20 protein-coding genes and 1 pseudogene are annotated in these 22090 nt (G+C 64.7%); 13 read left to right on the top strand and 8 right to left on the bottom strand.

Annotated elements, in window-relative coordinates; all coding sequences use genetic code 11:
* Positions 1 to 39: 39 nt before the first annotated feature.
* Together ACVWW1_RS30275 and ACVWW1_RS30270 are read right to left on the bottom strand one after the other, a co-directional pair.
* The gene (locus ACVWW1_RS30275) at positions 40 to 936 is read right to left on the bottom strand and encodes a methylated-DNA--[protein]-cysteine S-methyltransferase (protein WP_176534560.1); all 897 of its coding nucleotides are present in this window, start codon (positions 934 to 936) and stop codon (positions 40 to 42) included.
* A gap of 112 nt (positions 937 to 1048) precedes the next feature.
* Positions 1049 to 1609 carry a DUF2244 domain-containing protein gene (locus ACVWW1_RS30270; protein ID WP_456658409.1) on the bottom strand — a complete coding sequence of 187 codons (561 nt, stop codon included), beginning with the start codon at positions 1607 to 1609 and terminating at the stop codon, positions 1049 to 1051.
* 22 nt (positions 1610 to 1631) lie between these two features.
* Here ACVWW1_RS30270 and nth point away from each other — a divergent pair, with 22 nt between their 5' ends.
* The 9 genes from nth (at position 1632) to ACVWW1_RS30225 (ending at position 10637) form a co-directional block, all read left to right on the top strand.
* Entirely contained in the window at positions 1632 to 2417 is a 786-nt protein-coding gene (gene nth / locus ACVWW1_RS30265) for an endonuclease III (protein WP_456658408.1), read from the top strand.
* A gap of 66 nt (positions 2418 to 2483) precedes the next feature.
* Entirely contained in the window at positions 2484 to 3635 is a 1152-nt protein-coding gene (locus tag ACVWW1_RS30260; protein ID WP_456658407.1) for an HlyD family secretion protein, read from the top strand.
* Entirely contained in the window at positions 3622 to 5250 is a 1629-nt protein-coding gene (locus ACVWW1_RS30255; protein ID WP_456658406.1) for an MFS transporter, read from the top strand. The genes ACVWW1_RS30260 and ACVWW1_RS30255 overlap by 14 nt, the downstream gene beginning before the upstream one ends.
* 141 nt (positions 5251 to 5391) lie before the next feature.
* Entirely contained in the window at positions 5392 to 6453 is a 1062-nt protein-coding gene (locus tag ACVWW1_RS30250; protein ID WP_456658405.1) for a type III polyketide synthase, read from the top strand.
* Positions 6450 to 6962, top strand: coding sequence for an isoprenylcysteine carboxyl methyltransferase family protein (locus ACVWW1_RS30245; protein ID WP_456658404.1), 513 nt, complete (start codon positions 6450 to 6452; stop codon positions 6960 to 6962). Before ACVWW1_RS30250 ends, ACVWW1_RS30245 begins: the two co-directional genes overlap by 4 nt.
* A 62-nt stretch (positions 6963 to 7024) precedes the next feature.
* The gene (locus ACVWW1_RS30240) at positions 7025 to 8527 is read left to right on the top strand and encodes a DHA2 family efflux MFS transporter permease subunit (RefSeq protein WP_456660708.1); all 1503 of its coding nucleotides are present in this window, start codon (positions 7025 to 7027) and stop codon (positions 8525 to 8527) included.
* A 173-nt stretch (positions 8528 to 8700) separates the two neighbouring features.
* On the top strand, positions 8701 to 9030 hold the full coding sequence (locus ACVWW1_RS30235) for a PadR family transcriptional regulator (RefSeq protein WP_224924145.1): 330 nt from the start codon (positions 8701 to 8703) through the stop codon (positions 9028 to 9030).
* The gene (locus ACVWW1_RS30230; protein ID WP_207834198.1) at positions 9027 to 9377 is read left to right on the top strand and encodes a DUF1048 domain-containing protein; all 351 of its coding nucleotides are present in this window, start codon (positions 9027 to 9029) and stop codon (positions 9375 to 9377) included. The genes ACVWW1_RS30235 and ACVWW1_RS30230 overlap by 4 nt, the downstream gene beginning before the upstream one ends.
* Before the next feature lie 36 nt (positions 9378 to 9413).
* Positions 9414 to 10637: a serine hydrolase domain-containing protein gene (locus ACVWW1_RS30225; RefSeq protein WP_456658403.1), complete on the top strand. Its 1224-nt coding sequence runs from the start codon at positions 9414 to 9416 to the stop codon at positions 10635 to 10637.
* Positions 10638 to 10736: 99 nt separating this feature from the next.
* On the opposite strand, the gene ACVWW1_RS30220 is transcribed toward ACVWW1_RS30225, so the two are convergent.
* From ACVWW1_RS30220 to ACVWW1_RS30210, 3 genes are all read right to left on the bottom strand, one after another.
* Positions 10737 to 11489: a sulfate transporter family protein gene (locus ACVWW1_RS30220; protein ID WP_456658402.1), complete on the bottom strand. Its 753-nt coding sequence runs from the start codon at positions 11487 to 11489 to the stop codon at positions 10737 to 10739.
* A 149-nt stretch (positions 11490 to 11638) separates the two neighbouring features.
* Entirely contained in the window at positions 11639 to 13051 is a 1413-nt protein-coding gene (locus ACVWW1_RS30215; protein WP_456658401.1) for an MFS transporter, read from the bottom strand.
* A 155-nt stretch (positions 13052 to 13206) separates the two neighbouring features.
* Complete coding sequence (locus ACVWW1_RS30210; protein WP_207834204.1) at positions 13207 to 14130, bottom strand: LysR family transcriptional regulator; 924 nt, start codon at positions 14128 to 14130, stop codon at positions 13207 to 13209.
* Between the two features lie 171 nt (positions 14131 to 14301).
* Here ACVWW1_RS30210 and ACVWW1_RS30205 point away from each other — a divergent pair, with 171 nt between their 5' ends.
* Positions 14302 to 15471 (top strand): CaiB/BaiF CoA transferase family protein, encoded by a 1170-nt coding sequence (locus ACVWW1_RS30205; protein WP_456658400.1) that lies wholly within the window; start codon positions 14302 to 14304, stop codon positions 15469 to 15471.
* A 7-nt stretch (positions 15472 to 15478) separates the two neighbouring features.
* Positions 15479 to 16426 carry a hydroxymethylglutaryl-CoA lyase gene (locus ACVWW1_RS30200; RefSeq protein WP_456658399.1) on the top strand — a complete coding sequence of 316 codons (948 nt, stop codon included), beginning with the start codon at positions 15479 to 15481 and terminating at the stop codon, positions 16424 to 16426.
* Positions 16427 to 16584: 158 nt separating this feature from the next.
* Here ACVWW1_RS30200 and ACVWW1_RS30195 read toward each other — a convergent pair whose 3' ends face one another.
* From ACVWW1_RS30195 to ACVWW1_RS30185, 3 genes and pseudogenes are all read right to left on the bottom strand, one after another.
* Entirely contained in the window at positions 16585 to 16845 is a 261-nt protein-coding gene (locus ACVWW1_RS30195) for a hypothetical protein (RefSeq protein ID WP_456658398.1), read from the bottom strand.
* Between the two features lie 3 nt (positions 16846 to 16848).
* Positions 16849 to 18183, bottom strand: coding sequence for a glycosyltransferase family 39 protein (locus tag ACVWW1_RS30190; protein WP_456658397.1), 1335 nt, complete (start codon positions 18181 to 18183; stop codon positions 16849 to 16851).
* Between the two features lie 205 nt (positions 18184 to 18388).
* Positions 18389 to 19247 (bottom strand): annotated as a pseudogene (locus ACVWW1_RS30185) (YiiX/YebB-like N1pC/P60 family cysteine hydrolase).
* Positions 19248 to 19445: 198 nt separating this feature from the next.
* On the opposite strand from ACVWW1_RS30185, the gene ACVWW1_RS30180 reads away from it, so the two are divergent.
* Positions 19446 to 20855 carry a flavin monoamine oxidase family protein gene (locus ACVWW1_RS30180; protein WP_456658396.1) on the top strand — a complete coding sequence of 470 codons (1410 nt, stop codon included), beginning with the start codon at positions 19446 to 19448 and terminating at the stop codon, positions 20853 to 20855.
* Positions 20856 to 21066: 211 nt separating this feature from the next.
* Positions 21067 to 22071, top strand: coding sequence for an IS30 family transposase (locus ACVWW1_RS30175; RefSeq protein ID WP_456658395.1), 1005 nt, complete (start codon positions 21067 to 21069; stop codon positions 22069 to 22071).
* The last annotated feature ends 19 nt before the right edge of the window (positions 22072 to 22090 follow it).

Below are 22090 nucleotides of genomic sequence, written 5' to 3'. Positions count from 1 at the left end.
GCGAGCACCTCAGGGTGACGGTCCAGCAGCGCGTTCGCTTTAGTGCAATCCCACCTGGCCGGCTTCCCAGCCCAGCATCGCCTGCTTACGGGTGATGCCCCAGTGATAACCGGTCAGCGCACCGCTCTTGCCGAGTGCGCGATGGCAGGGCACCACGAACGACACCGGATTGCGGCCGACCGCGGCGCCCACGGCGCGCGAGGCCTTCGGGCTGCTGATCTTGTTGGCGATGTCGGAATAGCTCACGGCGCGGCCCATCGGGACCTTGAGCAGCGTTTCCCACACCCGCACCTCGAAGTCGGTGCCGATCAAGACGACGCGCAGCGGCTGGTCTGCCCGCCACAACCGTGTATCGAACACGCGCTGCGCCAGTGCGGTGGTGCCGTCGGTGTCCTCGACAAAGGTCGCGTTCGGCCAGCGGCGCTTCATGTCGGCAAACGCGGTCTGCTCGTCTCCGGGGTCGGCGAAGGCAAGCCCCGCGAGCCCGCGGTCGGTTGCGATCACGATCGCGGTGCCGAACGGCGAGGGGTGGAAGCCGAAGCGCAGCGTCATGCCGCCGCCGCCGGTCTTCCATTCGCCTGGAGACATCGCCTCATGCGTGACGAACAGATCGTGCAGCCGTCCCGGTCCCGAGAGACCTGAGTCGAGTGCGGCGTCGAGCACGCTGGCGGAATCGCGCAGCAGGTTCTTGGCGTGGTCGAGGGTCAACGCCTGCATGAAGGCCTTCGGCGTCAACCCGGCCCAGCGGCGGAACAGATGGTGCAGTTCATCCGGCGTCACGGCGGCGGCATCGGCCATCGCTTCGATGGTCGGCTGCGCGCGCCAGTGCTCCGAAATGAACGCGATGGCGCGCCGCACCGAGTCATAGTCGCGCAGCGCGGCGCTCTGAAGGCCCGGCTTGGCCAGGCGCTGGTCGTGTATGGCGAGTGTCATCATGGTGTCTGATTTAGGGGCCATGGCGCGTCCAAACCACCCGATTTCCGACAAGCACGATCTGGAAAAGTGGGGACCGGATTTCCGACGAGATCATGCTCAAAAACAAACTCTATCAAGCGATGGGATTGTAAGTCGGGCCGCGTTTCGCGGTGTTCAGGGCCGCAGTCAATGCCTTGGAAAAACTTGCCTTTTCGTCCGGGTTCAGGAAGCTGCCGACGCTGACCCGGCGGCCCCGGGACACCAGGTAAAGGCGCTCGATGCCGAACTCCTCATGCGAGATCTTCTCGAACCGCACCCAGAGCGGGTTGAGCACCCATTCGACCACATGGCCGCGGTGACTGATCCGGCGCACCCGCAGTTCCGACGGCGTGACGGTGATCTCTTCGCTCGCCTTGGCGGTGCGGAAATTGACCTTGAACGCCCAGTAGATCACCAGCACGTCGAGGCCGAAGAAGCCGAAGATCGGCCAGGCGCCCAGCCACCAGAACACCGCGCCGGCGATGAAGCTGACCACGGTGACGAACGACATCAGTACGATGAAGCCGGTGCGATTCAGCGAGCGGTGCGGCGTCAGCAGCGCCGAGAACAGTTTCGGCTCCGCTTCGGGCGCATCGACGTCGAGGTCATTGGCCCTGGGGTCTTCGCCCGGATCAAAGTCGTTGCCTGCGGTCATGACGTATCAGTATATCCCGTTCATGGCCAAAATCATCCGCTCTCAACGCGCCAGCACCTCAAGCGTTCGGTCCGCGCCGAAGAAGAAAGCCGCGAAGGCGGCAAAGCCGCTGCCCAAAGGCGCGGCAAAGAAGCCGGCGACCAAGGCCGTCAAGAAGGCTGCAAAGCCGAAGCCATGGACGGCGGAGGAGGTCTACGAGGCCTTCGACCGGTTCCGCAAAGCCAATCCCGAGCCGAAGGGCGAGCTAGAGCACCTCAACCCCTACACGCTGCTGGTTGCGGTGGTGTTGTCGGCGCAGGCAACCGATGCCGGCGTCAACAAGGCGACGCGGCCGCTGTTTGAAATCGCCGACACGCCGCAGAAGATGCTTGAGCTCGGCGAAGACAGAGTACGCGAGTACATCAAGACCATCGGGCTCTATCGCAACAAGGCCAGAAACGTCATCGCACTCTCCGAGAAGCTGATCGCCGAATTCGGCGGTGAGGTGCCGCGCACCCGCGCCGAAATCGAATCATTGCCCGGCGCCGGCCGCAAGACTGCGAATGTCGTGCTCAACATGGCATTCGGCGAACATACGATGGCGGTCGACACCCATGTGTTTCGCGTCGGCAATCGCACCGGTCTCGCGCCCGGCAAGACGCCGCTCGATGTCGAGCTGGGATTGGAAAAGGTGATCCCGACGGAGTTCATGCTGCACGCCCATCACTGGCTGATCCTGCATGGCCGCTATACTTGCCTCGCCCGCGGTCCGCGTTGCGACGTGTGCCTGATCAATGATCTTTGCCGGTGGCCGGAGAAGACCATCTGAGCCATGATCGTCATGTGCTAAGTGACGCGCCCGGCGTTCGGCGCGTGTGATTGAGGGGAGTGTGGTGTGGCAGAGCAGGTTCAAGACGGTCCGTCACAAGTCAGCCCGACCGCGCCCGCACCAGTGGCAACACCAGCCAAGCCGCAGCCTGCGGGGAGCGGCTTCGGGAGCCGTTTCGCCATTCCGCTGTTTGCGGTGCTGGCCGCGCTTGTGTTCGTCGCGGTGGCGACCACGCATTGGGACGCCTGGGTCGGCAGTGCCACCATCCAGAGCACCAATGATGCCTATGTGCGCGCCGAGTTGACCCAGCTCAGCAGCCGCGTGTCCGGCGAAGTGCTCACCGTCGCCGTCTCCGATTTCCAGCGCGTCAAGGCCGGCGATCTCCTGGTGCAGATCGATCTTGCCGACTATCAGGCACAGGTCGCGCAGGCCGAGGCCGGTGTGGTCGGTGCGCAGGCCGCGCTCGATAACCTCAACAACCAGGTCGAGCTGCAATATGCGACCATCGCGCAGGCCGAGGCCTCGCGGTTGTCTGCGGAGGCGCAGCAGACCCTGGCGCGCCAGGAGGAAGAGCGTCAGCAGTCACTGTCGCAAACCGACGCCGGCACGCGGCAGCGGCTCGAGCAGACCACCGCGGCCAGCGCCAAGGCGGAAGCCGATGTGCGCGCCAGCCGCGCGGTGATCGCCGCGCAGCGCCATCAGCTCGAGGTCCTGCAAGGCACCAAGAAGCAGCGTGCCGCCGACCTCGACGCCGCCAAGGCGCTGCTGGCATCGGCCAAGCTCAAGCTTGGATACACCAGGATCGCCGCGCCGTTCGACGGCGTGACCGGCGAGCGCCAGGTGCAGCCGGGCGACTACGTCAACATCGGCACCAATCTGATCAATGTCGTGCCGCTGCCGAACGTTTATGTGATCGCCAACTACAAGGAAACCCAGCTGACCAACGTCAAGCCGGGCCAGCCGGTCGAGGTCACCGTCGACACATTCTCCGGCCAGACGCTGCGCGGCGTTGTCGAGCGCATTGCGCCGGCGAGCGGCTCGCAATTCGCGCTGCTGCCGCCCGACAACGCCACCGGCAATTTCACCAAGGTGGTGCAGCGCATTCCGGTGCGTATCCAGTTCGACAAGGGCCAGCCGTTGCTCGAGCGACTGCTGCCGGGCATGTCGGTCGTCACGCGGATCAACACCGGCGAGGCGGTCGCCAATGGCGGAAAATGACGAGCGCGAGCGCGGTCCGGTCTCGCGGGGCGACGTCGCGCGCTATCCGGTGTTTGCCGTCGTCGCCGTGCTGCTCGGCGCGTTCCTCGCGAATTTCGACAGCCGCCTGACCTCGGTCGGCCTGCCCGACCTGCGGGGCGCGTTCTCGCTCACCTTCGACGAGGGGGCCTGGCTCTCGACCGCCGCGATCGGCTCGCAGATCTTCATCGCGCCCGCGGTGGCCTGGCTCGCCACCGCGTTCGGTCTGCGCCGCGTGCTCGGGATTCCGAGCCTGGTCTATGCCGTGGTCTCGCTGATCATCCCGTTCGTGCATGACTACACGACGCTGATCGTGCTCAGCATCGCCCACGGCATGCTGCTCGGCACCTTCGTGCCCGCGACGCTGATGATCATCCTGCGCAACCTGCCGATCCGCTGGTGGCTGCCGGCGATCGCGATGTATTCGATCCGTGTCGGCTTCGCGCTGGACTCGTCGAGCTCGCTGGTCGGATTCTATGTCGAGCATCTCGGCTGGCAGTGGCTGTACTGGCAGGGTGTCGTGATCGCGCCGCTGATGGGGCTGATGGTGTATCTCGGCACGCCGAATGAGCCGGTCAATCGCGACCTGCTGCACCATGCCGATTGGGGTGGCATGCTGCTGCTCGGCGCCGGCCTGGGGATGGTTTATGCCGGGCTCGATCAGGGCAACCGGCTGGACTGGCTGTCGTCGGGCACCGTGATGGCGCTCCTGATCGGCGGCGGGCTTTTGATCATCGCCTTCATGATCAACGAGACGGTCGCGCGCCGGCCGTGGGCGCATTTCAACGTGCTGTTCTCGCGCAATATCGGGCTCTCGCTGATCGTGATCCTGCTGTACACGCTGACCAGCCTGTCGAACTCGTCGCTGGTGCCGAATTTCCTCGGCACCATCGGCGCGCTGCGGCCGGAGCAGTCGGGCGTGCTGCTGTTCACCTACGGCGCGCTGCCGATGTTCGTGCTGGTGCCGATCTCGATTGTCCTGTTGCGTCACCTCGATCCGCGCATCGTCGTGGTGCTGGGATTCTCGGCATTCGCAGCGGCCAATCTCTGGGGCACGCAGCTGAGCCATGTCTGGGCACGCGAGGACTTCGTCGGCATCGTCCTGCTCACGTCGGTCGGGCAGGCGTTCACGCTGCTGCCGATCATCATCATGGCGCTGTCCAATTCCGATCCGTCGCGGGCGACGGCATTCGCGGCCTATATCCAGATCATGCGGCTCGGCGGCGCCGAGATCGGCATCGCTCTGATGGGCACCTGGCTGCGGGTCCGCGAGCAGATCCATTCGAATTATCTCGGCCAGCACGTCCAGAACGGCGATGTCGACGTCGTGAACCTGCTGAAGCGGTTGGCGGGTGAATTTTCCGGCCACGGCATCGGGGCGGCGGCGGGGCGCGCCATCGGCACGCTCGCGGCGCTGGTGCAGCGCGAGGCCAACACGCTCGCCTACATTGACGGCTTCTGGCTGTGTTTCTGGATCGCGATCCTGGCGCTGTTCCTGGTCGCCCTGATCACGCGCGCGCCGCAGGGTCCGCTGTCGCCGGTGCCGCTTGGCTTCGTAAAGAACGTGCTGCGCAGGTTGGGCGCCGCCGCTTCCTGACTTGCGAACGGCGCGGATATCGCCGGGGGCTTGCTGCTGCCGGGGTCAATTTATAGTGAATGCGGCGCTCCAGCTATCTCGCGGGCGCCTGAAATATTTTGCACGCCGCGTGGTTCCACAAGCGGGGGAACGGGAGCCACGATGATCGAGACCAAGCAGACGGCCGCGCTTGTTTCCATGGCGACGGCGGTTCCACCGCATCTATTCCATCAGGGACAAATCCTGCAGGCCGCGCGCGACCTTCTCGCCGACCGCTATCCGGAGTTCGAGACGCTCTCCAGCCTGTTCGCCAACACCGGCATTCAGCATCGCTATGGCGTGAAGCCGATCGAATGGTATCTCGAACGGCGCGGTTGGCCGGAGCGGACGCAGGCGTTTCTGGAAGGCGCGGAGGCGTTGTTCGTCGAGGTCGCCCGCAAGGCGATTGCGCGTGCCGATTTGACCGGCAGCGACATCGACGTCGTGGTCACGGTGTGCTCGACGGGCATCGCTACGCCGACGCTGGAGGCGCGCGTCGCCGGCCAACTCGGTCTGCGGACCGATGTGTCGCGCGTGCCGGTGTTCGGCCTCGGCTGCGCGGGCGGCGTGTCGGGCCTGTCGATCGCGGCGCGGCTGGCGCAGGCGCACCCCGGTGCGAACGTGCTGCTGGTCGCGCTCGAGCTCTGCACGCTCGCGGTCCGCCACGATGAGCTCACCAAGGCGAATATCGTCGCGGCCAGCCTGTTCGGCGATGGCGCCGCTGCGATCGTGCTGCGCGCCGGCGACGGCGGTGCGACGCGAATCGAGGCGACCGGCGAAAAGCTGTGGCCGGATACACTCGGCATCATGGGCTGGACGGTCGATCCGGAAGGATTCGGCGTCGTCTTTCAGCGCACCATTCCCGATTTTGTCCGCGACCATGTTGGCCCGGCCGTTGCCGAAATTCTGGCACGGATGGAGTTGACGGTCGATGACATCGATCGCTTCCTCTGCCATCCCGGCGGCTCCAAGGTCATCGCCGCGCTGGAGAGGGCGCTCGCGCTCGACCAGGGCACGCTCGATCACGAGCGCGACGTCATCGCGGCGTGCGGCAACATGTCGGCCCCGACGGTTCTCTTCGTCCTCGAACGCGCCCGCGCCAAGGGCTTGCCGCCGCGCTCGCTGCTTACGGCGCTCGGCCCTGGCTTCACGCTCAGCTGCGTCGCGCTCAGGCACACGGCGTGAACTTCGCTTCGGTCATCCTTGCGCTGGTGACGCTGCAGCGTCTCGGCGAGCTCGTGCTGTCCCGTCGCAACACGGAGCGGCTGCTGGCGCGCGGCGCGATCGAGGTCGGCGCCAGGCATTACCCGCTCATTGTGCTGGTTCACGCCGGCTGGCTGACCGCGCTGTGGATCTGGGGCCGCAACCAGGATGTCAACCTGGCCATATTGGCGGCCTTTCTGCTGTTGCAAGGCCTGCGGCTGTGGATCCTCGCTGCGCTCGGACCGCGATGGACCACGCGGATCATCGTCTTGCCGGGCGCGCCGCTGGTCGCATCCGGGCCGTACCGATATTTCCCTCATCCAAACTATGTCGTCGTCGTCGGTGAGATCGCGCTGCTCCCGCTCGCACTGCATCTGCCGGTGCTGGCGCTGCTCTTCACCGTGCTCAATCTCGCGGTGCTTGCGATCCGGATTCGCGCCGAGAGCCGCGCGCTCTCGGTTGCGGACTGGCCGCGCGTCAGCACGCCGTGAGCGACCGGGCGGAGCATCGCACCGACAGCCCATCGGCTGCGACCTGGGCAGGCTTCCTCCTGATGTGCTTCGGCATGTTCATGGCGATCCTCGACATCCAGGTCGTCGCGACGTCATTGCCGACGATCCAGCGCGCGCTCGCGATCTCGCCTTCCGCGATGAGCTGGATCCAGACCGCCTATTTGATCGCCGAGGTGATCGCGATCCCACTGACCGGACTGTTCACCCACGCGCTATCGTTGCGTTGGCTGTTCGCGATCGCCGTGAGCCTGTTCACCATCGCCTCGGTCGGTTGCGCCATCAGTGGCGGCTTTGCCGTGCTGCTGGCATTTCGCGTGCTGCAGGGATTTTCCGGCGGTGTCCTGATCCCAGCGGTGTTTTCCGCCGTGTTCATGTTGTTTCCGGCGCGGCTTCATCCCGTGGCGACCACGATCGGCGGCGTCGTCGCGGTGCTCGCACCGACCGTTGGACCGGTCGTCGGTGGCTGGATCACGCAGACCTGGTCGTGGCCGTGGTTGTTCCTGATCAACCTGGTTCCGGGAACGATTGCGGCCACGGTCACGCCGTTGCTGCTTCCGAAGGAGGGCGTGCATCTCCGCGCCTTCGCCAGGCTGGATACATGGTCGCTGATCCTGCTTGCAGCGGCGCTCGCAAGCCTCATGATCGGTTTGAAGGAAGCGCCGCAGCGCGGTTGGGCCTCAATGCCTTGCCTGAGCCTGCTGATCGGAAGCATGGCCGGGATGGGGCTGCTGATCCGTCGCACGCTCCGCGCGGCGTATCCGATCGCGCGATTGACCCTGTTCAGGCGGCGTTCGTTCGCGATCGGTTGCGCCCTGAGCTTCTGCCTCGGCACCGGCCTGTATGGATCGACCTATCTGATGCCGGTCTTCCTCGGCTTCGTTCGCCGCCATGATGCCTTCGAGATCGGCACCATCATGCTGGTCACGGGGGTTGCGCAGCTCATCGCCGCGCCATTGGCGGCAATCCTCGAAAGCCGCGTCGGCGCGCTTTTGTTGACTGCTACAGGCTTCGCCTTGTTCGCGCTCGGTCTCGGCTTGAGCGCCTTTCAGCCGCGCACCGCGGATTTTGGCGAGATGTTGTGGCCGCAGATCGTGCGCGGTGTCGCGATCATGTTCTGCCTGCTGCCGCCGACACGCATTGCGCTGGGCACTCTGCCGGAGGCGGAGGTTGCCGACGCCAGCGGGTTGTTCAACCTGATGCGTAATCTGGGTGGCGCGATCGGGATCGCCTTGATCGACACCATCCTCTACGGCCGAAGCCCGATTTATGGTGAGGATTTTCGTGCACGCCTGCTGGCAGGTGATCTCAACGCGGCACAGGCGATCGGCCTCGATCCAATGTTGCTGATCAACCGTCCACCAGGTCCGCCGGACGAAGCGACGGTGGCGTTTATCCGGCCGCTGGTCGAGCGGGCATCGCTCGCACTCAGCGTCAACGAGGCATGGGCGATGCTCGCTTGCGTCGCGATCATCGGGATTCTGCTGGTGTTATTCGCGCGCGATCGGACGCCTTCTTCACCGTCGGTGCCTTCAGACCCGGTCTAGCTGCGGCCGTGCTCCTTCACGCGCCTTTCTCATCGGAGGCGATGGCCGAAATCGCCACCCGCTTCCTTCCGAACAGCCCCCGCCTCCCGCCGCCTCGTCGAGCTTGACGGCAGCTAGTCAGTGATGCTATGTACTAGTAGTCAGTAACGCTAAGTAGGATGAGGAGATGTTCCGTGAGCAAGCAGATGACGGAGATGCTCAAGGGCACGCTGGAGGGCATCGTCCTCGCAATCCTCTCCGTGCGGCCCGCGTACGGTTACGAGATCACGGCGCGTTTGCGGGAGCAGGGCTTCTCCGACATCGCCGAAGGCACCGTCTACGCATTGCTCGTCAGGAACGAGCAAAAGGGCTTCGTCGCCGTTGAGAGGGTCCCGTCCGAAAAGGGACCACCGCGCAAGGTGTATTCGCTCAACGCTCAGGGACACGAATATCTCGAGGAGTTTTGGAGGACATGGAGCTTCCTCGCGGAACGTCTCGAACAGCTCCGGGAAAGAAAGGCATGAACATGTTCATCGCACGGATGATCGATGAGAAGAAACGCTACTGGAAGTACAAGGCGCGCACGGAGCAGCTTCCCGCAAACTATCACACCGCGATCGATGCGCTGGAGCGGTACCTCATGTACTTCGGGCCGGGGAAGGGCGACGAGTTGCTGGCGATGCTGGAGGATCTTGCCGATCTCTTCGACGAGAGCGCCGCGAGCGGAACTCCGATCCGCGCGATCGTGGGTGAAGACCCCGTGGAGTTCGCCGAGGCATTTCGTCGGAACTATCCGGTGGGCCAGTGGATCATCCGGGAGCGCGAACGGCTGACCCAAGCCATCGATGGCGTCGCGGGCAACCAACCGTAACGAAACAGAGAGCGGCCGACGGGAGGCCACAAGGCAATGAGTGACGTCAATGGCGTAGTCGAGCACGGCTGGGAGCAGGTGGCGGACACCTTCCGCGCCAACTTCAAAGAAGGAAAGGACCTGGGCGCGGCATGCTGCGTCTACGTCGATGGGCGTGCTGTGGTCGATCTGTGGGGCGGTCTGGCCGACCGCGCCGGGAATCGCCCATGGGTAAAGGACACGATCGCGCTCGTCGCGTCGACTACGAAGGGTGCGACCGCGATGTGCGCTCACCTCCTTGTCCAGCGTGGACAGCTCGATCTCGATGCTCCCGTCACCCGATATTGGCCGGAGTTCGGCGCGGCGGGCAAGGAGAAGATGCCGGTCAGGTATTTGCTCTCTCACCAAGCCGGTCTGCCGTATGTCGACACACCGCTGACATTCGAGGAGGCGTGCGCTTGGGATCCGCTTGTTCGCGCGCTGGAAGTGCAGAAGCCGCTCTGGACGCCCGGGACGGAGCACCTCTACCACGCCATGACGTTCGGCTTCCTCGTCGGAGAGGTCGTCAGGCGCATCACGGGCAAATCCCTGGGCACATTCTTCGCCGAGGAAATCGCCCGCCCTCTCGAGCTCTCCGCATGGATCGGTCTACCCGAAGAGATCGAGCCGCGGGTTGCCCGGCTCGAGGTGGCTCCGTTCCCATACGACTCCCCCGAAGACCTGGTGACTGACTTCGCCAGGCTCATCAGGTTGGACCCCGCCGTGGCGGCGACCTTGGTGAAGGATGTTTACGGACCGGGTTCGGCCTTCATGAAGGCTGGGGCAGTGGGCGGCGTCACCCAGGAGAACATGCACTCGCGGACTTATCGGGCAGCGGAGTTTCCCGCCGCGAACATGTTTGCCAACGCCCACTCCATCGCCCGCATGTACGCTGCAACGGTGAGCGACGTCGACGGCTTTCGTCTTCTCCAGCCCGATACGGTGGCGGCGATGACGGTGGTTCAGACCGACCGCACGCGCATGCATGGCGTCCCCCCGGAGTTGCTGCCCCACACGAAGAACCTGTTCAACATGTCGCAGGGCTTCTGGCAGGCTACCCCGCCCATCAGCCCCCTGCTCGGCCCAGCGTCATTCGGCCATCCGGGCAGCGGAGGGTCGCTGGGGGCTGCCGACCCCGACTCCCGGGTCAGCTTCGGCTACGTTACCAATCTCTGGGCGGCCACCTTGATCGATCCGCGTGCCATCGAGCTGACGTCCGCGGTCAGAAAGTGCCTCGGCTAAAGCGCGATGAGATTGGCTTGAATCATCATCGCGCCTTAGCTCGTTGCTTGAGCAATGATCTTTCGGAAAAACCGCTTCCACACCTTTCCGGATCAAGCGCTAGATCGAGGATACGTTGCTTCGCCGCGCCGGCTCGATCAGCTCGCGCCGCGGGCCTGACAGGCGCTTGTACATGTGCACCATGAACGCCATCCCGAACAGCGGCGTCGCCAGATTGACGATCGGGATCGACACAAAGGCGGCGATGAACAGACCGGCGGTGAACACGGTCGCCGCGTTCTCCTTGCGCATCGCCTTGGCATCCTCTGGCGAACGGAAGCGCATCGCGGCGAGCTCGAAATACTCGCGGCCGAGCAGCCAGGCGGTCGCGATGAAGAAGATGATGAAGCCCGCACCCGCGAACAGCACGAACGGCAGCGCGACGAGGTAAACCAGGATCGTCAGCAGCGCGGTCTTGACGCCCTCGATGGTCGCAAGCGTGACCGGCAGCGCCGTGCCGGGATGGTCGGCCGGATAGTGCTCGCGCTCGACATGGTCGGCGACGTCGTCGACAAACAGGCTCGCCACCAGCGAGGTGATCGCGGGCATCAGGAAGATGCCGCCGAGCACGACGCCAAGGCCCGCCGAGATCGAGATGATCCACGACAGCACGTGCAGCGTGGAATGGAAGTTGGGGCCGAGCATGCCTTCGGCCCAGACCTCGCCGGCGTCGGCAAACCAACCCAGCAGCCGCTGCAATCCGATCGCGAGCACGGTGATCAGCACCAGCGCAAGTCCGATCGAACGCCACAGGATCGTGCGCATTGGCGGCGACAGGATTTGCGAAAGCGCCTTGACGGCGGCGTCGAACATGACCGGGTTACCTCTGCAAAATGACGAGCGAGAGGTAGCCACCCAATATGGCTTCGGCAAGTGCCGCTTGTGTCGCGGTCACAGCCTTTTCGAGCGAAGTCCGCCCGCACTCGATGCGGGGTGGACGCCGGTTCGCGTCAAGAAACGCTTTAGGCGTCGAGCGGCTTGCCGCGGACGTTGGGCCCCCAGACACCGATCGTAATAATTACGATCACCATCGCCGCGGTGATCAGGCCGAACACCCCGCTGACGCCGGCCTCCTTCAACATGAACGCCACGATGAAGCCGGAGAAGGTCGCGCTGAGCCGGCTCATCGAATAGACGAGGCCCGCCGCGCGCGCCCGGATCGCGGTCGGGAACACCTCGGTCTGATAGGCGTGATAGGCATAGGACAGCGTCATGTTGGCGCCGGTCACCAGCACGCCGCTGGCGATCAGGAGCATCGGCTCGGTGAGCTGCGCAAACGCGAGGCCGAACACCGAGATCGCGGCGGCCGCGCCGCAAATGATCCATTTGCGTTCGAAACGGTCAGCGAAGGTTGCGGCCAGTAGCGGCGCGAGCGGATAGGCGAAGGCGATGATGAAGGAATATTGCAGGCTCTTGGTGACGTTGATGCCCTTCTCGACCAGCAGCGCCGGAACCCAGTTGGAGAAGCCGTAGACGCCGAACGCCTGGCACAGATTGAAGATCATGAAGAGCACGACGAGCGAGGCGTAGGGGGGCCGGAACAAATCGGCATAGCCGGTCTCGACCGGCGCACGTGCCGGCGCCATCGCGGCTTTAACGGCAGGACGTGGCGCGGCCGCAGGCGATGAGGCCTCGAGCGTCCGCATGGTCTTCTCGGCCTCGGCAAGGCGGCCATGCCGGGCCAGCCAGAGCGGGCTCTCCGGCACGTAGAGCCGCAGCACCCAGATGATCATGCTGGCGGCGGCGCCGATCAGCACCACCCAGCGCCAGCCATCGATGCCGTAAGGCGAGAGCGGCACCAGCCACCACGACAGCGCGGCGACGATCGGCACCGCCGACAGCATCACCGCCTGGTTGATCGCAAAGGCCCGGCCGCGCATCCAGCTCGGCACCAGCTCGGTGATGTAGGCGTCGATGGTGATGACTTCGATGCCGATCCCGATTCCGGCGATGAAGCGCCACACCAGCACGCCGCCAGGGGTGGTCTGGCACGCCATGATCACCGACGCCGCGCTGTAGAACAGCAGCGAATAGGTGAAGACGGCCTTGCGCCCGTAGCGATCGGCGAGAAAACCGAGGCAGAAGGTGCCGATGAACAGGCCGGCGAAAGTCGCCGCGACGAAGGCGCCGATCCCGGAGAAGCCGAAGAAGGCCTGCGTCGTCGTGGTCATCAGCCCGCTACGGGCGAGGCCCGGCGCGATATAGCCGGTGAAGAACAGATCGTAGATTTCGAAGCAGCCGCCGAGCGAGAGCAGGATCACCAGCCGCCAGACGTAGCCGGAGGTGGGCAGCGTCTCGAGCCGCCGCGAGATCCCGTCCGGCCCGCTTGTCGTGTTGGCAAGATCGGCAACCGAGCCGAGTTCGACGGCGCTCATGATGGTCCTCCCCGAATGGTCCAATGGCCGCCTTTCTTGCGAAGGCGTGCCGGTTGCGCATGTTTGGCAGCCGGGTGTCAGAAATCCAGACGAACATATCGAAGGGATCGTTCGATATTTTCGATAGCACCATTTCTGAAGCGCGTGAAAGCGCTTTAGATCAGCAGCGTCGCTTCCCACGCGCCACGCCCGACCTGTTCAGCGATCAGGGAGCGGATGAGCCGGCACATCTCCTCCATCACATAGGTCATCGGCCGGTTGCGCAAGCGGCAGAGATAGAGCGTGCGGCTCAGCCTGGGTTCGATCACCTCGCGTGCGACCAGCAAGCGCGCTTTCAATGGCTCGCTGACGAAATGCGTCGTCGCGATCGTGCAGCCGAGGCCCGCGGTCAAGGCACCGATCATCCCGCTGGTTGAATTGAGGTGCAGGATTGCATTGGCCTCCAGCCGCTTCAGCGGCACGGGGTCGTCCAGCAGGGCGCGGGCCGACAGCCCGTGCCGCAGCAGGATCAGCGGCAGTTGGGCCACCTGCTCGAACGTGATCGGCCCCTTCTTGCCGATCAGCTTCTCGGTGCCTACGCAGAACATCTGCTCCTCCAGCACCGGCTCGGCGATCAGGTCCTTTTCCGACGGCGGATTGTAGACCAGCGCGAGGTCGACATCGGAGCTCATCAAATGCAGTAGCGTCGCGCCGGAGAGACTCTCGGTCAGCGACAGCTTCAGGTTCGGATACTTCGCCAGCACGGTCCGCATCAGCGGCACGCCGATCGCCTTCATGCCGGAATTGGCCATGCCGATCGAGATCTCGCCGGCAATTGCGCTGCCGCCTTCCTTGATCTCGCGCTCTGCCGCCGCCATCGCGCGCAGGATGATGCGGGCATGCTCATAGAGCCGCTCGCCCGCCGCGGTCGGTTCCATGCCGCGCGGCTTGCGCTCGAACAGCGGCGTGGCGAATTCCGCCTCGAGATTGGCGATGTGGTGGCTGAGCGCGGATTGCGCGACATTGGCCTGATCCGCCGCCCGCGACAGGTTGCGTTGCTCGTAAACCGCGATGAAATAGCGAAGCTGGCGCGAATCCATTGGGGTTCTGCGTTCTAGAACGACGAATGCACTATTCGACAGATTATATTTTTCAGATAGCGTGCGGAAGCCTAACCTGCGCCGATCACAAAGCGTTTTCGAGCGAAGTGGGTACCGGTTCGCGTGAAGAAAACGCCTCTGAACAAGAGCGCAACGAGCACGGAGAAACCGATGACCGGGAGCGGACTGCCGCTGGAAGGCGTGAGGGTCGTCGAGATGACCCACATGGTGATGGGGCCGACCTGCGGAATGATCCTGGCGCAACTCGGCGCCGAGGTGATCAAGGTTGAACCGCCCGCCGGCGACAAGACCCGCTCGCTCGGCGGCATGGGCGTCTCCTTCTTCCCGCTGTTCAATCGCGGCAAGCGCAGCGTCGTGCTCGATTTCGCCAAGCCCGAGGACCGCGACACCATGCATCGGCTGCTCGCCGGCGCCGACGTGTTCCTGGAGAATTTTCGTGATGGCCAGCTCGACAAGCAGGGGCTTGGCGCAGACGAGCTGCGCACGAAATATCCGCATCTGATCATCGCCGGCCACAAGGGCTTTCTCTCCGGCCCCTACGATCATCGCCCGGCACTCGACGAGGTCGTGCAGATGATGTCGGGGCTTGCGGCGATGACCGGCACGCGCGACAACCCGCAGCGCGTCGGCTCTTCCGCCAACGACATCATGGGCGGCATGTTCGGCGTGATCTCGATCCTCGCCGCGCTCTATCAGAAGCGTGGCGGCAACCGGAATGGCGCCGACATCCGCATCGGCCTGTTCGAGAACTGCCTGTTCCTGGTCGCCCAGCACATGGTCGAGTACGAGATGACCGGGCGCAAGCCGCGCTCGATGCCGGAGCGCGAGCATGCCTGGCCGATCTACGACATCTTCGATGCCGCCGGCGGCGACCGCCTCTTCATCGGCGTCGTCACCGAAGGCCATTGGCAGAGCTTCTGCCGCGAGTTCGGCCTGACGGAATTCGCCGACGATCCGACGCTGCGCTCGACCACGGACCGCATCATGGCGCGCGACCGGATCATTCCGCGCGTCGCCGAGGTGATCAAAGGCTGGAATGTGGCCGACCTCTCGGCAAGGCTCGACGCGCTCAACATCTGCTTCTCGCCGATCAACCGGCCGGAGGATCTGCTGCAGGATCCGCATGTGCTGCGGCCGGGTGGGCTCGTCAACAATGTCAACGCCGACGGCAAGCCGTTCCGCGTTCCGGCGCTGCCGGTCGAATGGAACGGCACCCATATCGGCGAAGGCCTGAAAGTGCCGGTGCTGGGCGCCGATACCGATGCGGTGCGCGCCGAACTCGCACAACAGAAGATTTCATCAACCGGAAACGCTGCGTGAGGCTGACATGACCCGCGTCCACGATATCTATCCCAACGACAAGGTGAGCTTGCGCGAAGTCGGTCTGCGCGACGGCCTGCAGCTCGTGAAGACATTCCCGTCGACCGCCGCGAAGCAGCGCTGGGTGCGCGACGAATATGCCGCCGGCGTCAGGCATTTCGAGGTCGGCTCGTTCCTGCCGGCCAAGACTTTCCCGCAATTCGTCGATGTCCGCGATGTCATCGCAACCATTGCCGCGCTGCCCGGCGCGCACGGTGTCGCGCTGGCGCTGAACGAGCGCGGCGTCAACGAAGCGCTGGCCTCCGGCGTCGCCGAGATCGCCTCGGTGGTGTCGGCGACCGAGGAGCACAGCCAGGCCAATGCCAACTGCTCGCGCGAGTCGGCGATCGAGAACATCAAGCGCCTCTGTGAATTGCGCGATGCCAGCGCGCACAAGCCGCTGGTCAATGCCGCGATCTCGATGGGACTGGGCTGCTCGATCGTGGGTGCGGTCGATCCGAAGGAGGTGCTGCGCCTCACCGAGAAGCTCTATGAGGTTGGCGTCGACATGGTCGCGATCGCCGATACCGTCGGCTATGCCGGGCCGAAGCAGGTCGGCGAACTGACGCGCGGCGCGGTGAAGATCGCCGGCTCCAAGCCGGTCTGCGTCCATCTGCACGACACCCGCGGCATGGGCATCGCCAATGCCTCCGCCGCGCTCGATGAAGGCGCCCGCGTGTTCGACGGCTCGCTCGGTGGCCTCGGCGGCTGCCCGTTCGCGCCGGGTGCCACCGGCAATGTCGTGTTCGAGGATCTCGTCTTCCTCTGCGAGAGCAAGGGATTTCCGACCGGCATCGATCTCGACCGCCTCATCGAGGTGCGCGCGATCCTGAAATCCGAGATGCCGAACGAGCAGCTCTATGGCGGCCTCGCCCGGGCGGGCCTGCCGCGCGGCGCCAAGGCGAAGGCGGCGTAGCGGGACACTGGCCCGGGCGGAGCGTAGCGAAATCCGGGTCGCCCCGCAGCCATAACAGGACCGGATTGCGCTGCGTTCCAACCGGCGCGGTTGCCCGGCGAACCGATCATCCCGCCGAGCCGCTTGCCGTGCGCCTGACGCTGGCGACGACGTTCTGATCAGTCGCGCGTGCGCCGGATCGAGCTGAAGTCCTCGACATCGGGCTGCACAGGAGGTGTTTCGCGATAAGGCGGCACGATCAGCACCACGACCCGCCGTATCCGGCCGGGCCTGCCCAGCAGCGTCGCCTGGGCATCAAACTCGGAGCGAAAGACGTCGGTCGCGCGCAACGTCGTCCGCTCCATCCAGTTCAGGCAATCCGTCTGGTCGGCGAAGCACAATGCGGCCCAGCCACGATCGAGCGTGGTCTTGCGCGGCAAGCCCTAGGTGTACTGATAGGCGAACGGTCGGGCATAGTGCGGATGGTCCGGACTGTAGAAGGCGGCAGCGAAAGCGAGCGCGTCGTCGCCGCTGACGGCGGCGAGCGGTGTCCCGGCCGCATCGCGCCATCGCGCGGTGAGCTCCGCCGCGGCGGCGTGATAGAAGTCGCGGCCTTCTTCATAGCCGTAAGCGTTGCGATAGAGGGGATGGATCGGAGCGCCGACGGTGACGGCGAGAACGGCGATCCCGGCCACCATGACGGCCGGGTTGACCGCGTAGAAGCGCTCGATCGGGTAGCTCGTTGCGCACACGATCAGAACCACGAACAGGAAGAGACCCTGCACCGCCCAGAGCGACGGCAGGTCGGTGCCGATCGCGAGCGAGACGATCACCGGAAACAGGATGGTCCCGATTGCGACCAGCAGCAGCAGACGGAGTCCGGGGTTCATCGCGCGGAAATCGGCCGGCAGCCGCACCAGCCGCGGGCCTGCAATGAACACCCAGGTCACCGCCGGGATCGCGAGCGCCGCGATCAGGCCCGTGATGAAATAGGTGATTTCCCACAGCGCGGCGACGTGATCGGCGCCGGCATGCGCGAGCGCATAGTCGAATGGCGTTGCCCCTGTGGTGGCGAGCCAGTGCAGATGCGGGCCAAGCACGAGCATGCCGGCCAACGCCGAGATCCAGGGCGAGGCCGACAGCAGATAGCGGCGGCGATCCCGATGCAGCACGGCTGCGAAGACGAAGCTTGCGACCAGGAAGATCGAATTATATTTGCCGAGCATCGCCAGTGCGCACGCCGCACCCGCCGCGATCGCCCAGCCAAGCTGCCTGGGCGCCTCGAACGCACGCAGGAAGCGGTAAGTTGCCAGCGGCCAGGCTGCCAGCAGCACCGTGTTCGCATTGAAGCGCTGGGCGTGGAATTGATAGACCGGCAGCAGCATCAACAGCAGCAGCACGATCGCCCGCTTCTCGCCACGGACAAAGCGGCGGGCGATCAGGTCGACCGCCCACAGCGCCACCGCTGCGTTGACCATCGCCATCAGTTGCAGCGACCAGTCGGTCAGGGGGAAGATCGCCGTCCATCCCCGCGTGATCCAGCCCATCAACGGCGGATGCTTGGGGTATCCCCATGCGAGGTGCCGGCCGAGCGTCCAGGTCTCGAGCACATCGGGGTGCAGGCCGGCGCCGAGATAGGCGATGACGAGATACGCAGTCCAGATCGCGACAAAGAGGACGAGCAGAATCGGGATCGACCACCCGGTCTCGATTCCCTCCAGCCATTTGATCAATGGACGGCGCCAGCGCGCCGGGTCCTGCTCCGACGCGGCAGCCATCGCCGAGAAACTGATGAACGAAAGTACCGTAAAACTACCGAATGAAAGCAGGCTTGAAGCGCGCGCACCCTAGTGATGCGAGAGCGAGAACTCAACGACGAAGCCGGATGACGAGACGAATTCCAGATCGGGCTCGACGCGGCCAGCGCTCGATATGTCGAGCCTGACGCCTGCGGCCGTCACACCGGTGCGGTTTCCGGCGCGGTCACTTCCGCAGCCGCGGAAGCGTCGCCTCTTCGTCAATCGCTTCAGGAGCAAGCGGCGGCGACTTGTACTCTGGAAACACACTGAATTCGCCCGCTACCTCCTGGAGCGGCTTCTGCTTGTCCGCCCAGTGCAGGGCCGTGTAGTCGAAACCGTGCACGATGGTGGGTTTGACGATCTCGAAATAGGGCGAGATGTCGAAATCGCGCGGCATGTAGAGCGAGGAATCGCGGATGTGCAGGATCTCGCGGCGCGCCTTGCGGCTGGCAGCACGCGTGATCTTGGGCAGGATCGGATAGCGCACGGCGTCGAATGCCTGCGCGATCAGCGCCGAACAGATGATCTTGGTCGGATCGCCGGAGCCAAATGCGATCATCCGGCGCCGCCAGCGCTGCGGGATCGGCAGCGGAAACAGATAGCGCGCGAGATCGACGATGTTCTTGGTGTCGTAGCCGAAGCCGATGCGGTTGATGGCGTAGCGGCACACCGTGGTGCGGTCCTCGAAGGACAGCCCGACCCGGGCGGCAGAGGCGGGTGTGATAGGACAGGTATTTCGACAGCGGCGCGGAGGTCACGCCGTCGCCGATATTGGCCTCGATCAGCACATGCTGTTCGCCGTCAGGCTCGAACGCGCCGTCGATCGGTCCGACGAAAAGCGCGGCATGCGACCAGGTCGATTGCGTGAGGTATTTGATGATGCCGGAGATCCGGTTGTTGCCCTCGACCAGCAGCACATCGCCGGGCTGCATGATGCCCCGCAGATGGTCCGGGTCGCTCGGTGTGAACGGCTCGTAACCGGGGACTTCCTTCTGCAGGTACCCCGCGATCCATTTACCGACGGTATCGAGCATTACGCCCATGGATTCCCCCCAGCGGTTCTACGACCGCTTCTGTTCACTTAATCATGGTCGCAAGCCGTTGCAATTTAGTTCATGCCATCGGCGGATCAATCATGATTGATTTACCATGATGGTTGCTGCGATCGGTGAGATGCGGCACAGTTCGCGAAGCGTTCCCATTCTCTGCAAGTCCCCGGAAACCATGCCAGAAGCTATGTCATGACAGTGACCCGCCGCGATTTCCTGTCGGCGTCCGCAGCTCTGGCGCTGGCGCCCGTGCTGGGCGGCCGGGTTGTCGCTGCGCCGCTGCCGCGCGAGGCCGACATCGTGGTGATCGGCGCGGGTGCCGCGGGCATTGCCGCGGCGCGACGGATTGTTGCCGCGAACCGCAAGGTGATTGTGGTGGAGGCGTCCGGCCAGGTCGGCGGGCGCTGCCAGACCGATGCATCGACCTTCGACGTGCCGTTCGACCGCGGTGCGCGCTGGATGCACAATCCCGAAACCAATCCGATGATCCGGCTGGCGCGCTCCGCGGGCCTCGACATCGTCACCGCGCCCGCAGGCCAGAAGATTCGCATCGGCCGGCGCTACGCCCGCCCCGGCGAGACCGAGGAGTTTCTGGCGGCGCTGGTGCGCGCCAATCGCGCCATCGACGACGCCTCGCGCAAGGCCGATATCGCCTGCGCCGCGGCAATGCCGAAGGATCTCGGCGATTGGGCCGGCACTGCGGAATTCCTGCTCGGCGCCAATTTCAGCGGCAAGGATCTGAAGGACCTTTCGGCCGTCGACAAGGTGCGCGCGCAGGATCGCAACACAGCGATCGCCTGCCGGCAGGGGCTCGGTGCGCTGATCGCGAAGCTCGGCGAGCAGCTTCCGCTGGCGCTGTCGACGCCCGCGCAGCGCATCCTGTGGAGCAATCGCGACGTGATGGTCGAGACGCCCTCCGGCAAGATCACGGCGCGCGCCGCCATCGTCACGGTGTCGAGCAACGTGCTCGCGAGCGGCAATATCAAGTTTGCGCCCGAGATTCCGAAGCGCACGCTCGACGCCGCTGCCAAGCTCAACCTCGGCAGCTACGATCGCATCGCGTTGCAGATCCCCGGCAATCCGCTCGGGCTGTCGCGCGACGACGTCATCATCGAGCAGAGCAATTCGACCAGGACGGCGCTGCTCTACGGCAATATCGCGGGCTCCTCGCTGTGCACGATCGACGTTGCAGGCTCGTTCGGCCGCGACCTGTCCGCGCAGGGCGAGAAGGCGATGTCCGCCTTCGCGGTGGAATGGCTGACCAAGCTCTATGGCAGCGAGGTCGGCGCTGCCGTGAAGAAGATCAGCGCGACGCGCTGGAATGCACAGCCCTTCATTCTCGGCGCGATGTCGGCAGCAGTCCCCGGCGCGCAATTCTCCCGCAGGATCCTGTCCGAGCCGATCGGCGCGATGTATCTCGCGGGCGAGGCCACGCACGACACGCTGTGGGGCACGGTCGACGGCGCCTGGGAAAGCGGCGAGCGCGCCGCCGACGCCGCGCTGCGCAGGATCGGGGGGGTGAAGGATGCGACGCCGGAGCCCGCAGCGCCCGCCGCAAAACACAAGCGCCGCGCGCCTCGCTCCGCCGGGCCGATGAATTGATGGCTGGGTGAGATCAGGCAGCTTGGTGGAGTGTGGGTAGAGCGCTGCCGCACGACAGATGTCGTCCCTGCGAACGCAGGGACCCATACTCCGCGGCCGCTGTTGTGTGAACGCGACTCGTCGTTCGAGCATTGCGTAACCATCACCATTCGTGGTTATGGGTCCCTTGGGTTCACGACACAAGTGCAACACCTGCTAGGGTGTTGTGGCGATGGGACAATGTTATGGCCAGCTCAGCCTTGAAGGGCGCGTTGAGATTTACCGCCTGCATGCAGGCGGTAAATCTCAAAACGATATTGCGTCTGCGCTTGACCGCGCGACGTCGACGATAAGTCGGGAGCTGAAGCGCAACTCGCGGCCTACCAAGGTCTGGAAGGGCGGTTACGAACCGGTCCGGGCTCAACAATTGGCCGAATGTCGGCGACGGCAGGATGGCCGCTTCAAGCTGGCGCGCCAGCCGGCCCTGCGGGACTGCGTCGGCAAAAGCCTTGCGATGGGACATTCGCCGGAGCAGATCGCTGGTCGACTGGCGCGAGAACATGGTCGCGTCATGATCAGCCACGAGTCAATCTATCGTTTCATCTATCATCGTACGGCCCAGAAGGATTACTGGCACCGCCTGCTGCCGCGCCATAAACTCAGACGAGGGCGCCGGCGACGCCCAGGCGGCAGCCCTGCCGGCTTCATTAAACAACGGCGCTCGATCGATGAACGCCCCTCCGAGGTCGAAGGCCGCGGGACGCCGGGTCATTGGGAAGCCGACTTCATGCTGTTCGCGCGATATGGCCAAGGATTGCTGGTTCTCCACGAGCGACAAACCCGCTTCAGCATCGTGCTGCACCCACGCGATCGGAAAGCTGTCCTCACCGCTCGGACCATCGCCCGTCAACTCGGCAAGCTTCCACAGGCGATCCGTAAAACCATCAGCTTCGACAACGGAACCGAGTTCGCCGAGCATCACAGGCTTCACAACGCCCTCGGCGTCCAAACCTTCTTCTGCGATCCCCATAGTCCCTGGCAAAAAGGCGGCGTGGAAAACTCCATCGGGCGCTTACGACGCTCTCTGCCACGCAAAACTGACCTCAGGTTCATCACGGCAGCTGCCCTCAGGCGCCTCGCTCAGCGCCTCAACGATACCCCACGCAAGTGCCTCGACTTCAAGACCCCCGCCGAGGCATTCTCCAAACTCAAATCAACCGTTGCACTTCAAACGTGACTCCATCTCCCTGCTTTCG

It is taken from the genome of Bradyrhizobium sp. JR3.5 (genome assembly GCF_054057015.1).
The sequence above is the reverse complement of the archived record's forward strand: the minus strand, read 5'-3'. Positions and strand labels throughout refer to the sequence as shown.

Bases quoted from the DNA above. Each gene is read 5' to 3' on its own strand.
- ACVWW1_RS30275 (WP_176534560.1), bottom strand. From the start codon at position 936: ATGATGACACTCGCCATACACGACCAGCGCCTGGCCAAGCCGGGCCTT.
- nth (WP_456658408.1), top strand. From the start codon at position 1,632: ATGGCCAAAATCATCCGCTCTCAACGCGCCAGCACCTCAAGCGTTCGG.
- ACVWW1_RS30230 (WP_207834198.1), top strand. From the start codon at position 9,027: ATGAACATGTTCATCGCACGGATGATCGATGAGAAGAAACGCTACTGG.
- ACVWW1_RS30225 (WP_456658403.1), top strand. From the start codon at position 9,414: ATGAGTGACGTCAATGGCGTAGTCGAGCACGGCTGGGAGCAGGTGGCG.
- ACVWW1_RS30220 (WP_456658402.1), bottom strand. From the start codon at position 11,489: ATGTTCGACGCCGCCGTCAAGGCGCTTTCGCAAATCCTGTCGCCGCCA.
- ACVWW1_RS30270 (WP_456658409.1), bottom strand. From the start codon at position 1,609: ATGACCGCAGGCAACGACTTTGATCCGGGCGAAGACCCCAGGGCCAAT.
- ACVWW1_RS30180 (WP_456658396.1), top strand. From the start codon at position 19,446: ATGACAGTGACCCGCCGCGATTTCCTGTCGGCGTCCGCAGCTCTGGCG.
- ACVWW1_RS30205 (WP_456658400.1), top strand. From the start codon at position 14,302: ATGACCGGGAGCGGACTGCCGCTGGAAGGCGTGAGGGTCGTCGAGATG.
- ACVWW1_RS30240 (WP_456660708.1), top strand. From the start codon at position 7,025: ATGTGCTTCGGCATGTTCATGGCGATCCTCGACATCCAGGTCGTCGCG.
- ACVWW1_RS30210 (WP_207834204.1), bottom strand. From the start codon at position 14,130: ATGGATTCGCGCCAGCTTCGCTATTTCATCGCGGTTTACGAGCAACGC.
- ACVWW1_RS30200 (WP_456658399.1), top strand. From the start codon at position 15,479: ATGACCCGCGTCCACGATATCTATCCCAACGACAAGGTGAGCTTGCGC.
- ACVWW1_RS30175 (WP_456658395.1), top strand. From the start codon at position 21,067: ATGGGACAATGTTATGGCCAGCTCAGCCTTGAAGGGCGCGTTGAGATT.
- ACVWW1_RS30255 (WP_456658406.1), top strand. From the start codon at position 3,622: ATGGCGGAAAATGACGAGCGCGAGCGCGGTCCGGTCTCGCGGGGCGAC.
- ACVWW1_RS30215 (WP_456658401.1), bottom strand. From the start codon at position 13,051: ATGAGCGCCGTCGAACTCGGCTCGGTTGCCGATCTTGCCAACACGACA.
- ACVWW1_RS30250 (WP_456658405.1), top strand. From the start codon at position 5,392: ATGATCGAGACCAAGCAGACGGCCGCGCTTGTTTCCATGGCGACGGCG.
- ACVWW1_RS30190 (WP_456658397.1), bottom strand. From the start codon at position 18,183: ATGGCTGCCGCGTCGGAGCAGGACCCGGCGCGCTGGCGCCGTCCATTG.